Origin of the sequence: Phaeobacter inhibens DSM 16374 (assembly GCF_000473105.1) — a bacterium.
Classification (GTDB): Bacteria; Pseudomonadota; Alphaproteobacteria; order Rhodobacterales; family Rhodobacteraceae; genus Phaeobacter; species Phaeobacter inhibens.
In genome coordinates this window covers 168078-181448 of sequence record NZ_KI421498.1, presented here as the reverse complement: position 1 = coordinate 181448, position 13371 = coordinate 168078, and the positions used below count along the sequence as shown (strand labels likewise).

The window sequence follows — 13371 nt, the reverse complement described above, 5'->3', positions numbered from 1 at the left end:
GCGCAGCATAGAACCCGCGGCAAGCAAGGCAAGCCCCGGCTGGCACCGGGGAGTCACAGGGCTCAGGCAGATCGGAGAATGCATCAATGAACATCCTTATCCTCGGCAGCGGCGGGCGCGAACATGCTTTGGCCTGGGCAGTGATGCAGAACCCCAAATGCGACAAACTGATCGTGGCACCGGGCAACGCCGGCATTGCCCAGATCGCCGATTGCGCCTCCCTCGACATCGACAATGGGGGCGCGGTGGCCGCATTCGCCGAGGAAAACGCCATCGATTTCGTGATCATTGGTCCCGAGGCGCCGCTTGCCGCTGGGGTTGCGGACCGGCTGCGCGACGCCGGGCTTCTGGTTTTCGGCCCGTCTGAGGCCGCGGCAAAGCTCGAAGCCTCCAAGAGTTTCACCAAGGAAATCTGCGACGCGGCAAAAGCCCCCACCGCAGTTTACGGCCATTTCACCGACGCCGAAGCGGCCAAGGCGCATGTGCGCAACCACGGCGCGCCCACAGTGGTCAAGGCTGACGGTCTGGCCGCAGGCAAGGGCGTGATCATCGCCATGACAGAAGCCGAGGCAATCGAGGCAATCGACGACATGTTCGGCGGTGCCTTTGGGGGTGCCGGCGCCGAGGTGGTGATCGAGGAATTCATGGAGGGCGAAGAAGCCTCCCTGTTTGTGCTGGTGGACGGCGAAGATGTGCTGGCCATCGGCTCCGCCCAGGATCACAAGCGCGTTGGCGAAGGCGACACCGGCCCGAACACCGGCGGCATGGGGGCCTATTCCCCCGCGCCGGTGCTGTCGGCGGAGATTGAGGCCAAAGCGATGGAAGAGATCGTAAAGCCCACCATGCGGGTGATGGCCGAGCGCGGCATGCCCTATCAGGGCGTGCTTTATGCCGGTCTGATGATCAAGGACGGGCAGCCCCGGCTGGTGGAATACAACGTCCGCTTTGGCGACCCGGAATGTCAGGTGCTGATGATGCGCCTCGGTGCGCAAGCGCTGGATCTGATGCAGGCCGCCGCTGAAGGCCGTCTGGCTGAAACACAGGTGAACTGGGCCGACGACCATGCCATCACCGTGGTAATGGCAGCGGAAGGCTATCCTGGCAGCTACGAAAAGGGATCTGAAATCAAAGGCCTGGAAGCCCTACCTGAAGACAGCAGCAATATGGTATTCCATGCAGGCACAAAGGCCGAAGCTGGCAAGATGCAGGCGGTGGGTGGCCGGGTGCTGAATGTGACCGCGCGGGGCGACACCCTGCAAGAGGCCCGTGACCGTGCCTATGCGATGGTCGATGGCATCGACTGGCCGCAAGGGTTCTTCCGTCGCGATATCGGCTGGCGCGCGCTGAAATAGAACCCGCACAGCAGGCCCTCCCGCCTGTTCACGATCAATCAAAGATTGCCCGACACAGTTGGGCATGGCCGGGCGCAAAGCGCCCGGCGGCATCGCGGCCAACCGGATCTCTGAATCTCTGAACGCCCGAATATCCGAGCAGCTCTGCCGATAACGTTCCTCTGGAGAACGCCGGTCGCTCTACACTGCAAGGCGTCGGCCGTGGCCAGACCACCCGCGCCCCTAATCTCGCCTCTGCAAACCCGACAGAAAACCGCCGCGAACGCCTGTAAGCTGCCGTTTTCGGCACCGCCATCGACCTGATTGCGGTCTAAGCTGCCGCCGACCTCTTATGCGCCAAAAATTGGCGCCGAAATCTGCCAGCCCCGCGCCAGCATGTACTCGCCCGCCCATCTTCCTTCGGAGCCCACCGACGATGATCCTTCGTGACAAACCCGGACTGATGCAGCTGCTGTTTGCGGTGCGCGGCTCCGTCCTGCCCCGCATTCTGCCCCGGATCCTCGGGCTTTCGGCCCTGTCTGCGCTGGTATTGTGGATCGACGCCAACGTCATGCGGCTGCCCCACACAAATGCGGCGCCTTTCGCGGTTTTTGGCATCGCGCTCTCGCTGTTTCTGGGGTTTCGCAACAACGCCGCCTATGACCGCTGGTGGGAAGGGCGGCGGTTGTGGGGCCAGCTGGTAGCGGATCTGCGCAGCCTCAGCCGCGAAGTCGACCTCTTCGTTGCGGAGCCTGACAGGCGGGCGCAAATCCTGCGGCTCGCCCTTGGGTTCCTGCACCTGCACCGCATCAATCTGCGCAAGGAAGCCGACACATCCCCCGCAATCCGCTGGGCAAGCGATGATTTTTCGGAATCACCACATGCCCCTTGCGCCGCATTGGATGCGCTCACCGCAGCGGTTGCCATTGGTGCTGACGATGGGTTCGCCCGCAAGGCACTGGCCGAACGCACGGCCAGCATCGCGCTGGCGCAGGCCGGCTGTGAACGCATCGCCACCACGCCGCTGCCCTATGTCTATTCGCTGCTGGTGTTTCGCACGACCTATCTCTACTGCCTGTTGCTGCCCTTTGCGCTGATAGACGGCGCGGGCTGGCTGACACCGATATTTGTGGGCATTGTGGCCTATGTATTCTTTGGTCTTGCCGAAGTGACCGAGGAGCTGTCGCATCCCTTTGGTGAAACGGTGAATAGCCTGCCGCTGGATGCGATCTGCCGCACGGTTGAGCGGACACTGGCCCCAAAACTGGGACAGGAGCCGCCACCACCACTGCAGCCGGTGGATTACTACCTGTCCTGATCACCGACGCGTCCTGCAGCCGGTTTTCACGATGGCATCACTCCGCTAAGGTCCCCGCGACAACAGCCATACCACCCGCAACTCATGTCACGTCAGCGGGTTTGATCCCCCCTATGGCCACCCGAGGAGCACCAGCAGGATCAGATGACGGCCCAGCCCCCGCAGACCCATCCCAGCCCCGAAACACTTGATCAGCTCTTTGCCAATCGTGATTTGATGCGGCTGGCCTATGACTTCCTGCCGGTCGGAATCGTCGTCACAGAAAACCGGGTGCTCAGGGACTGCAACCGGCGGTTTTGCGAAATCTTCGGCTATCCCCGCGCGGAACTTCTCGACCAGCTGTTTGCCTTTCTCTACCCCTCTGAGGAGGAGTTTTTGAACCTCCGCAGCCGCGGTGACGATACTTTGGGCACAGGGGCCCCCTATTGGGATGAACGGGTCATGCGGCGCAAGGATGGCAGCCTGTTCTGGGTGCGGGTGCGTGGCCACAGTTTCACCCCTGAGGATCCGCTGGCGCGCGCGGTCTGGAGCTTCGCTGACCTATCACGCTCACGCCCTTATCAGCCGCTAACCCGGCGCGAACGGGAAGTTTACTCCCTGCTCTGCGAGGGCAAGACCAGCAAGGAAATCGCCCGAAGCCTCGGTCTGAGCTATCGCACAGTGGAGGTCCACCGGGCGCGGTTGCTGAAAAAGATGGGGGTCAGCAATACTGCCGCACTGTTCTCCTCGCTTGGCGATATCGATGGGGACCATGTGGTTGGCAGCGCCGAGCCTTGATCCTCCGCGGCGGTCTCTGCACTGGGCGGCAATCTCGGACCTGAGCCAATCCAAATCCGGCAGCGATTTGCCGATGAGCCACGGCAGACCGCTCGGTCCGTGTCGATCTGCGGGCTTCACCGGTTTCCGTCCACATTGGTCCGCCCAATCTCCTACCCGTTCAATCTGATCGGCGCAGTCATGCGGCATGTCATGCGCCCGTGTTCTGTCAATTTCGGGACATGCGACACAGAAGACGTCCAGCGCCAATTATGGCCTGGCTCAAGGCGGCCCAGCTTCAGGTTATTCCCGCCCGGTATGGTCCATCCCAGTATCAGGCGGCCAAGTCTGATCGAACCCGATGTGAGACATTGCAAAGTGATCAAGTCTGATGGCCCAGCCAGGTATGACCAAGCTCGCTGAGAGCTGACCCTACATGCTCGGACCATTGTCTAGTGCATCTGTCAAAATCATGGCGTCAGGACACATGCCGCAGATCATTTCATCCGTGCCCCCAAGGCCGGATAAAGTACAAATCCACCACTCCATCATGCTAGTTGCCCCAGCACGCCGCCCCAACAGTCAGGCATCGACGCCCGAAGTCAAACCGTGCAACCATCACGGTGACCAAGCACCCAATCAGCCCTATTGGAACAGGGTGAAGATCGGATTACTGAACCCATTTGCCGCCTGATCGCTGTTCAGCCCGCTCAGAAGCAGAAAGCGGTTGCGAAACGCGTCCAATGTCTCCGGCTCCAACAGATCAGCCGGATGCGTCGTGCCAAAGGATGTCTGCGCACGCTCTTTCATCTCATTCACCTGACGGTCGACATCAAGCTGTCCAAAACTCGCAGGCAGGCCAAGCGCCGTCTCGAACATGGATTTGAGCGGCGGCGATCCGATGATCCCGAACCAATGCGCATCTTCGCTGCCCCCCGCATCCGCGATCGACTGTAACTCACGCTCCAGCGACAGCGCCAGACGCATGTTCGGGTCACTTTCTCCGATAGCGATTTCGAAATTCCGATCCTTGTATAGATCTGCGATTTCCTGTGCAAAGCCAGCCGGATAGGTGTGATCACTGCCCCCCGGATTGAAGGCAAAAGCATGCGCCATTGCCTTGAGGTTCGGATCGCGGTGCAGGTTTGCATATGAAATCTCGGAGGAGAGATCGGATTCAAACGCCTTGATCATTACGTCAAAATCCAGCTCCCGCTCACTGATATTGAACACATCAAGCCCCGCCTCAAAGGCGTCGAAATCAAAGACAAACTGTTGTGGCTGTTCATAGCCCGCCAATTTGCCACCCACCTCATCGGCCAGCACCTGCATCCGGCTGGGCGCGCTTGGCCACTCATTCTGAAAGGCTTCGGCAAAGTCATAGAAGGCAAGATTGCTTGGCTGGTTCACGAAGGAATTCGGATCCGACAGATCCGACTCCAGCACATCCCGGATATATTGTTCACCGGGGTTGCTGAGATTGAACTGCTCCAGCGCATCTTCCAGCAGCTGGGGCTGCGCCAGCAGCTCCTCCGGGCTGGTAAAACTATTGATGTCGGAAATGCCAAAGCCAAAGGCCCGCGACATCGCCAGATAGCGCGGATCCTCCTGCTGGTTCACCGGTGAATCCGGATCATATGGATTGGATTCCAGCATCCGCTTGAGGAAGATGGTATTGGTATATTCCAGATCGAAGCTGTCGACGACCGCCTTCAACAGGTCCTCATTTTCCAACAACTCATTCGCATTGGCAGGGCCATTGCCATCATTCATGGCATTGAATTCCCCCACCAGCGCCTCCATGCTGCTGGTGTACTCAGGTGGCTGATTGAACTGAAACGCATTGGCGAAATCGGCCAGCTTGCTGTCGCTCAGCCGGTTCACAAACGACGCAGGATCGGTGGTGTCGGATTCCAGCACCCGCATGAGAAAGAACTCGTTGCCCGCGTATTTTTTCAGACCAAAATCGTCCAGCGCCTGATTAAGCAGGGTCTGGTTGGACAGCAGATCCTCCGGGCTGGCGACATTGGCATAGGGTTTTTCAACACTGGAGCTGGGCAACTGCGGCCCTGCATCATTGCCAAAGCCAAAGGTCTGAGCAAGACCGAGATAGCGGTTATCGTTCAGGCGGTTGGCAAATGACGTCGGCTCCGACAGATCGGAATCCAGCACCTTTTTGATAAACGCGCGGTTGTTGATATCTTCATCAAGGCCAAAGGCCCCCAGCGCGACCTTCAGCACATTATAGTCATCGAGCAGCTGATCCGAGCTTTGGATACCCTCGATCTTCTGGGTGAAATCCTGCACCGCCCGATCCAGGATTGGCGATTTCTCAAAAATCTGCTGCTGTTGGACACGGGTTCGGTCCAGGAAATTCCATCCGGCGATACCGGTGCCCAGCACATAGGGTGAAAAGGTCACGCGCCTGTCTCCTGCTTGCAAACGAGGTCCGCCACGGATCGCCCCGGCCTAATCCGCAGCCCCCCGGGAGGTGTCTTTGGCAAGAGACTACAGGCAAATTGGTGAACAAACCTGCAACGCAATGGGCGCGCAGCGCAGGCAGCGGGGAAAAAATACGCGTAACTTTATCAATGGGTTTGATGGCGCCCACCGCATGCCTATCCGGCTATGCCGGGTCCAGGCAGTGCAAGCCCGCCGTCAATTGGTCCCGGTTCGAAAACACGCCGATATCACGGCTGATCAACCGACCGGCCACCAGCGACGTTGCCATGATGCGCGTCCACCCGGCATCAACCGTGATCAGCTCAGGCCCGGCCCCGCAGTCACGCAGCCCGGAGGTGATATAATCCTCGCCGATGCGGTGATTGGTCAACCCCACCTTCTGCGCCACCTGCTGCAACGCCCCGTTCCGGTAGCGCCAGACCCTCAGGGTCTTGGCCAGATGCGGTCGGTCAATATAAGCGATCTCGATATGGCCGTCGCCGTCCAGATCCGCCGCAGCAACCGGCGCAAGCCAGCGAAACCGGGTGCCGATATGCGGGGTTGCCGCGATCTTGTGCAATGCCCCGCCGCGCAGGCCATAGATTGCCAGCTGTGCGCCGGCCTGCGGATCGCTTTCAACAACCACCGCCTCCGGCTGACCATCTCCGGTCACATCCCACAGTCGCGGTGACAGATCCTCAAAGACAGCTCCGCCGACAGGCAGGTCGATGCGATGGCTGTGCCCACGGCTGTCCCGCAGCACCATCGCAGAATACTCAATGCGATCCCCCAAGACCCCGTGCGGATAATGGGTGACCGGCCCTTCGAACTGCGCGTCTGTCAGGACCGGATGCGCGTTCGCGGCTGCTCCGGCACCAACGCTAAGAACAAGCGGCAGGACAACGCCGCAGATCCCGGCGAAATCCGACCGTTTGGCGCCGTCGCCACCAACCACCGCCTGCCACAGACGCAAGGCCCGCGCTGCGCGGCGCATGAACCGGGGCCAGGCCCGCGACAGAGAACGCCGCGCCTGAGACCCCGACAGCATCAGATCTGTTTCTCGGGCATATGCACCACAAGACCGTTCAGATCATCCGTCACCTTGATCTGGCAGGTCAGGCGTGAGCGGGCGGGATCAGGCTCATAGGCGAAATCCAGCATGTCCTCTTCCATGTCATCCTTGGCGGGGAGTTTTTCCACCCAACCCGCATCAACATAGACGTGGCAGGTCGAACAGGCGCAGGCACCGCCGCAATCTGCCTCAATACCGGGGATATTGTTGTCGCGCGCGCCTTCCATCACGGTCAGGCCGTTGGCCACCTCCACAACGTGTTCGGCACCATTGTGTTCGACATAAGTGATCTTTGCCATCGTCAGCTGCATCCTTTTTCGCGTTGCGTCCGAGGTTGTAGCCAACCACCGGCCACCGCGCCAGTCAGAAACCGCGGCTTGGGTAAAACTCCTGCGATCCGACGCCGGGGCACCCTGACCCATTTGCGCCCTGCGCTGCCCTTTTGGGCCGTGGGTGTGGCACCCGTCCCTGTGCCGCGGCAACAGGGCTTTGCGCCGGAGGCGGAACTGCGGTAGCCTAGGCCCAGATGCGCCCATGCGGACGGGCCATCGCGGCATCACGGCTGCTGATATTTCGACACAGGTGTTTCACATCGGTGTTTCGTCACGGGGACTTTGTTCATGGCTGACCTCTTGCGCCCGCACGGGCCCTGGCTGGGACAGGCCTGTTTCAGGCGCGACAGTTGGCGGCGGACCAGCCTGCGCCTGATCTCGCTTGTGGTGACAGGGCTGCTGCTCAGCGCCTGTGCCGACTCTTCGACAGGCGGCAACAGCACTCAGGTCTCCCGCAACACCCCCGCCGCCCCGCCCGGTGCGGCCCCCGGCAGTTGCTGGGCCACCCATACAACGCCTGCCGTGATCGAAACTGTCACCGTACAGGTGATGACCCGCCCGGCCAGGACCGCGCCGGACGGACGTGTTATTGCGCCTGCCCGCTTTCGCCGGGAGACCCGTCAGGACATCGTACGCCCCCGCCGTGAGAGCTGGTTTGAGACGCCCTGCCCGGTTGATATGACCCCGCAACTTGTCGGTTCCTTACAACGCGCTCTGGCGGCACGCGGCCTCTACACCGGCGAAATTACCGGCCAGCTGGACAGTGCCACCCGTGCGTCTGTCCGCAAATTTCAGAAACAGGACGGGTTCGACAACGATCAGCTGTCGCTGCTCAGCGCTCGCAAACTGGGGTTGGTTGCCGTTGAAACCTGAGACAGATCTCCGCCATCCTCGCATCATCGCCGCAGGCCCGGCATGAGCCCGCTGCGGCCTGCCCCTGGTGCTCTGCCCCGCTCTGGCAACGCCTCTGGGAACGCCTCTGGCAGAACCACCGGCAGCACCTCGGGCGCTGGCAATGCGCCGCGGCGCAAATGGCTGCTGCCCGATCGCGGCTTTCTCTCCGGTGCTTCTGATCGCTTGCTGGAAATGCTCGACAGCCAGGCCAGCGAAGTTCTGTTGCAGACCGGTGAAGAGCTGTTTGAACAGGGCGATGAGGGCGATGCGCTCTATGCCATTGTCAGTGGCGCGGTGGAGTTCTCCACGCTGTCCTCTGCCGGGCGCAAACTCTCGCTGGACATCATGCGCCCCGGCGCGGTCTTTGGTGAGATCGCGCTGTTTGATCCCGGACCGCGCACTGCAACCGCGACCGCGCTGGAGCCCAGCCGCCTGCGCCGACTGCGCAGCGGCGATGTGGTCGCAAAACTGCAACACCACCCCGCCCTGGCCGGGGATCTGCTGCGGCTGGCGGGCCAGCGGATGCGCTGGATGAACACGCAGTACAGCGAACAGGTCTTTCTGCCGATGCCCGTGCGGCTGGCCCGCAAGCTGCTGTATCTGACGACCGAAGGCGAAGACGCGCGCCTGTCGCTGTCACAGAGCGAACTTGCGGAGTTTGTCGGCGCCACCCGTGAGGCGGTTTCAAAAACACTGTCGCAGTGGAAACGCAGTGACGTGATCGACATCAGCCGTGGTGGTCTGACCATCCGCGACCGGGCCGCATTGAAGCTGTTGGCCGACCCCGACATCGGCTGACACAACCTGCCCCCCAAGGTCCCGGCCCCGGATCAGGCAACAACCGCCGCGCGGGGTCACATCTGAATAATCTTACTCAATTGTGAACTGGGTTACAGACCACCCCCAACGCTTAGGGGCATGGTCGTGTCAGGCCGCCGTTATCCGTTCCATCCCAACGGCAGCCTGTCCCATCAAGAGCCATGTGTCACGGCACATGGCTCGACGGGACCCAGGAAATCCGCCGGGCGCACACCGGGGACCATCTGCGCCATCTGGGGCGGCGGAAACCTAAGAACAGCTCGTTGGATCGGACAGAAGGTGCCGGGAGGTGCCTGGGGTCATTGGACCCATGTGCAGATACCTCCCGCCGGCGTGAGTCCGTGACGCGCCGGACCAAGGGCTGGGGGCAATTTCGCCACCCTGTTGTGATCCACGCAAAAGGGCCGAGCATCCCTGCCCGGCCCTTTTGTCTTGCGATCTGTGCCGATATTCCCCCAGCGTCAGCGATTTAGAACTGCGCCGCGGGGCACCGCATCGGCGGCGGGCCACTGTTTGCAGCAGCCCACAGCCAAAATTTACTCAGACAGGTTCAGCGCCACAAAGCGTGGCTCACCTGCGCGACGCACCAGCAACAGCAGCGACTTGCGACCCGCTTCCTTTGCCTCGTCGATACGCGCTTCCAGCTCGCTGATCGAGGTCAGTTTCTGCTGGCCTGCCTCGGTGATCAGATCACCGGCGCGCATGCCCTTCTCCCAGGCCTCCGAGGTTTCATCCACCGAGGTGATCACCAGACCATCCATGCCATCGGGCACGTTCAGCTCGCTGCGCTGGTCCTCGCTCAGCCGGCTGACGGTCAGACCCAGCAGCTGCTTTTCAGTCATGTCAGGTGCGTTGTCATCGCCACTGACCGGAGTGCTCTGGCGCTGCGCATCCTCGCGACGGCCCAAGGTCACCCGCAGCGTCTCGGTCTTGCCTTCACGGAAAACGCGCACGCGCACGGCTTTGCCGACTTCGGTATTGCCAACCTGACGCACCAGCGCACGGGTGTCTTTCACATCCACCCCGTCAAAGGACAGGATCACGTCGCCTGCCAGCAAACCAGCAGCCTTGGCCGGGCCTTCCGGCACGTCCGTGACCAGCGCGCCCTTGGCGCTGTCAAGACCCATCGCATCGGCAACGTCCTTGGTTACGTCCTGAATGCGCACCCCCAGCCAGCCACGCCGGGTTTCGCCGAATTCCTTCAGCTGGTTCACCACCTTGCTAACCACATTGGAAGCCATGGAGAACCCGATCCCGATCGAGCCACCATTGGGCGACAGGATCGCCGTGTTCACACCGACAACCTGACCATCCATGTTGAACAGCGGCCCGCCTGAGTTGCCCCGGTTGATCGCCGCATCCGTCTGGATGTAATCGTCATAAGACCCTGACAGCTCGCGGTTGCGCGCGGAGACGATACCCGCCGAGAGAGAGAACCCCTGTCCCAGCGGATTCCCCATGGCCACAACCCAGTCGCCAACACGCGCCAGATCGCTGTCACCGAATTTGACAAAGGTCAGCGGCATCGGCGCTTCGACCTTCAGAAGCGCGATATCGGTGTTGGGATCAGTGCCCACAACCTTGGCCGGAAGCGGCTGCGCCGGCTGACCTTCACCGGGGAAGAATTCAATCTCAATCTCATCCGCTTCTTCGATGACGTGATTGTTGGTGACGATGTAGCCGTCTTCCGAAATCACAAAACCGGAACCAAGCGCCGAAGACCGGCGCGGACGGTCGCCCTGACCACCGTTGCGGTCCTGAAACTCGCGGAAGAAATCTTCAAAAGGTGAGCCTTCGGGGACGATACCTTGCGGGCCGGATCGCCCCTCGACGACGGTTGTCGTCGTGATATTCACCACCGCGCGGCTGACCTTATCGGCCAGCGGCGCCAGGCTTTCGGGCCGGGCCTGCGCGATGGCCACCTGCGCCAGCACCATCAGGGTGCTGATCATGGCCAGCCAGAGCAACCGCCACTGCGTCATCTGGCGCGCGGGCTGGCGCGCAACGGCGCGGGCGCTGCTGATTGTATTTTTCATTGCCTGTGGCTGCACGAAACTACTCCTTAGTTGTCGCCAAATTCCATCGTCTGCGGCGGGGCCTGCACGGGCACGCACCTCTGGATCCGCAGCGGATCATGGGCTGTAATGTAGTCTTTTCAAAAACGGTCACAACGAATGTTGCACGTATTCAATTCGAAGTGAAACCCGGTGAGCTGCCGCTGGGGAACACACCCAAGAAAAGGGGGACGAAAAAGGGGCCGACCCAACGGTCAGCCCCCTCTGTTCTTTCACACTCACGCGCAGAATATCCGCAACGGTGATCATTGCTGGGCAGCTGCCGCCGGTTTGCCGTCGGAGGATTTCAAATAGTTGAAAAACTCATTGTTCGGCGACAACACCATGGTGGAGTTCCCGGCTTGCAGTGACGTGGCATAGGCGTTCAGCGAGCGGTAGAATTCAAAGAACTCAGGATCCGCACCATAGGCAGTCGCAAAAATACCGTTGCGTTCAGCATCCGCTTCACCACGAATGATCTCCGCCTCGCGCTGCGCCTCGGACACCAGTTCAACCACGGTCCGGTCGGCCTGCGCCCGGATCCGCTGCGCCGCCTCGTTACCACGGGCGCGCTCATCAGTGGCTTCGCGCACACGCTCGGCCCGCATCCGTTCAAAGGTCGCATCAAGGTTTTCGGTAGGCAGATCGGTCCGCTTCAGCCGCACGTCGATGATAGTGATCCCCAACGCACGGGCATCGGCGATCGCCCCGTTGCGGATCCGCAGCATCAGCGCCGCCCGGTCCGAGGAGAGGATATCATTTGAGCTGACAGAGCCGAGGATCTCACGGGTTTGCGCCCGCAGGATCGAATCCAGCCTGTTTTCAGCCGTTGCGATACCGCCGGCACCCACCGCCTGACGGAACCTGTTCACATCGGTGATCCGATAGCGGGCAAAGGCGTCAACCACCAGACGGCGGTCATCCGAGGGGGTGATTTCCAGCGGGTCGATATCCCGGCTCAGGATGCGGTCGTCATAACGCACCACTTCCTGGATCAGCGGGATCTTGAACGCCAGTCCCGGCTCTTCCTTGACCGAGACAACCCGGCCAAACTGCAGAACCAGCGCCTTTTCGCGCTCGTCCACGATAAACACCGACGACAGCACCGTGATCGCCACGATCACCAGCGCGGGCAGCAAGAGAGTTGATTTACGCATCAGTTGCTTCCTCCACGGCGCAGTTCATTGAGCGGCAGATATGGCACCACGCCCTGTCCTTCGCCGGTTTGCTCATCCAGGATGATCTTGTCGACGCGGCTCAGCACCTTCTCCATGGTCTCGATATAAAGACGCTTGCGGGTCACATCCGGGGCCTTTTCATATTCGGTCAGAACCGCAGAGAAACGGCTGGCTTCACCCTGGGCTTCGTTCACGACACGTGCACGGTACCCTTCGGCTTTCTCCAGCAGTTCCGCCGCCTGACCACGGGCCTCGGCCAGCGCGTTGTTGGCATAGGCATCCGCTTCGTTCTGGCGCCGGTCACGTTCCTGTTCAGCCGCCTGAACATCCCGGAACGCCGCGATCACCGATGCCGGCGGGTCCGCCTTGTCAAAGTTCACCCGGATGATGTTGATCCCACTGTCATAGTCATCCAGCGTGAACTGGATCAGATCCTGCAAGCGCGAGGCAATCGCGCCCCGGTCCCGGTTCAGGATCGGCGCCAGTTCGGACTGGGCAATAATCTCGCGCATTGCCGATTCCGACACCGCGCGGATCGTGGTACGGGCATCGCGCAGATTGAACAGGTATTTCGCCGGATCGTTGATGTTCCAGACCACCTGAAAGTCAATATCGACGATGTTCTCGTCCCCGGTCAGCATCAGCCCTGCATCGGAGCTGATACCGCCGCCGACGCCGATGTCTTCGGTCTGTTCACGGGTCACCGGCAGGATTTCCTTGGTCACCAGCGGCCAGGGCGCAAAGTTCAGGCCTGGCTGCCCGGTTGCGGAATACTCCCCAAGAAACAGCTCAACCGACTGTTCTTCCGGCTTCACGGTGTAAAAGCTGGCAAAAGCCCAGAAGCCAACCGCAGCCAGCGCGCCCAGCGCAAGGGTGCCCTTGGTCAGCTGCGGACCACCGCCGCCGCCACCAGCACCACCGCGACCGCCGCCGCCTGTGCCACCACCGCGACCGCCCATCAGAACGCGCAGCTGCTCCTGGCCTTTTTTGACCAGCTCGTCGATCTCGGGGATCTGACCGTCATCAGGACGACGTCCGCCGCCCCGGTTGTCGTCACCGCCTTGGTTGTTGCCTCTGTTGCCTGAGCCGCCAGAAGAGCCACTGCCCCCCCAGGGGCCACCATTATTGCCCGCCATATGTGTCCAATCCCTATCTCGCCGCCCATCGCGGCTTAT

The 13371-nt window shown here is 61.2% G+C and carries 11 protein-coding genes; 5 read left to right on the top strand and 6 right to left on the bottom strand.

Translation table 11 applies throughout. The annotated features are described in order from the left end of the window. Positions 1-86 precede the first annotated feature (86 nt). The 3 genes from purD to INHI_RS0104485 all read left to right on the top strand — a co-directional run bounded on the left by purD (position 87) and on the right by INHI_RS0104485 (position 3426). On the top strand, positions 87-1352 hold the full coding sequence (gene purD / locus INHI_RS0104495) for a phosphoribosylamine--glycine ligase (protein WP_027246872.1): 1266 nt from the start codon (positions 87-89) through the stop codon (positions 1350-1352). A 415-nt stretch (positions 1353-1767) separates the two neighbouring features. Continuing rightward, a complete protein-coding gene (locus tag INHI_RS0104490) occupies positions 1768-2649 on the top strand; it encodes a bestrophin family protein (protein WP_027246871.1) in 882 nt (293 codons plus the stop codon). A 144-nt stretch (positions 2650-2793) separates the two neighbouring features. Continuing rightward, positions 2794-3426: a LuxR C-terminal-related transcriptional regulator gene (locus tag INHI_RS0104485; RefSeq protein ID WP_014875264.1), complete on the top strand. Its 633-nt coding sequence runs from the start codon at positions 2794-2796 to the stop codon at positions 3424-3426. 624 nt (positions 3427-4050) lie between these two features. On the opposite strand, the gene INHI_RS0104480 is transcribed toward INHI_RS0104485, so the two are convergent. The 3 genes from INHI_RS0104480 to INHI_RS0104470 all read right to left on the bottom strand — a co-directional run bounded on the left by INHI_RS0104480 (position 4051) and on the right by INHI_RS0104470 (position 7218). After that, entirely contained in the window at positions 4051-5826 is a 1776-nt protein-coding gene (locus tag INHI_RS0104480) for a DUF1217 domain-containing protein (RefSeq protein ID WP_027246870.1), read from the bottom strand. A gap of 205 nt (positions 5827-6031) precedes the next feature. Then, positions 6032-6895, bottom strand: a complete 864-nt coding sequence (locus INHI_RS0104475; protein WP_027246869.1) for an FG-GAP repeat domain-containing protein — start codon at positions 6893-6895, stop codon at positions 6032-6034. Then, the gene (locus tag INHI_RS0104470) at positions 6895-7218 is read right to left on the bottom strand and encodes a 2Fe-2S iron-sulfur cluster-binding protein (RefSeq protein WP_014875267.1); all 324 of its coding nucleotides are present in this window, start codon (positions 7216-7218) and stop codon (positions 6895-6897) included. Before INHI_RS0104470 ends, INHI_RS0104475 begins: the two co-directional genes overlap by 1 nt. 321 nt (positions 7219-7539) lie before the next feature. Here INHI_RS0104470 and INHI_RS0104465 point away from each other — a divergent pair, with 321 nt between their 5' ends. Further along, a complete protein-coding gene (locus INHI_RS0104465; protein ID WP_027246868.1) occupies positions 7540-8124 on the top strand; it encodes a peptidoglycan-binding domain-containing protein in 585 nt (194 codons plus the stop codon). Between the two features lie 42 nt (positions 8125-8166). Beyond that, positions 8167-8943 (top strand): Crp/Fnr family transcriptional regulator, encoded by a 777-nt coding sequence (locus INHI_RS0104460; RefSeq protein WP_231739762.1) that lies wholly within the window; start codon positions 8167-8169, stop codon positions 8941-8943. A gap of 557 nt (positions 8944-9500) precedes the next feature. On the opposite strand, the gene INHI_RS0104455 is transcribed toward INHI_RS0104460, so the two are convergent. From INHI_RS0104455 to hflK, 3 genes are all read right to left on the bottom strand, one after another. Beyond that, complete coding sequence (locus INHI_RS0104455) at positions 9501-11000, bottom strand: Do family serine endopeptidase (RefSeq protein WP_211233562.1); 1500 nt, start codon at positions 10998-11000, stop codon at positions 9501-9503. 284 nt (positions 11001-11284) lie between these two features. Next, on the bottom strand, positions 11285-12175 hold the full coding sequence (gene hflC / locus INHI_RS0104450) for a protease modulator HflC (protein WP_014875271.1): 891 nt from the start codon (positions 12173-12175) through the stop codon (positions 11285-11287). Further along, positions 12175-13332 (bottom strand): FtsH protease activity modulator HflK, encoded by a 1158-nt coding sequence (gene hflK / locus INHI_RS0104445; protein ID WP_027246865.1) that lies wholly within the window; start codon positions 13330-13332, stop codon positions 12175-12177. Before hflK ends, hflC begins: the two co-directional genes overlap by 1 nt. Positions 13333-13371 lie beyond the last annotated feature (39 nt).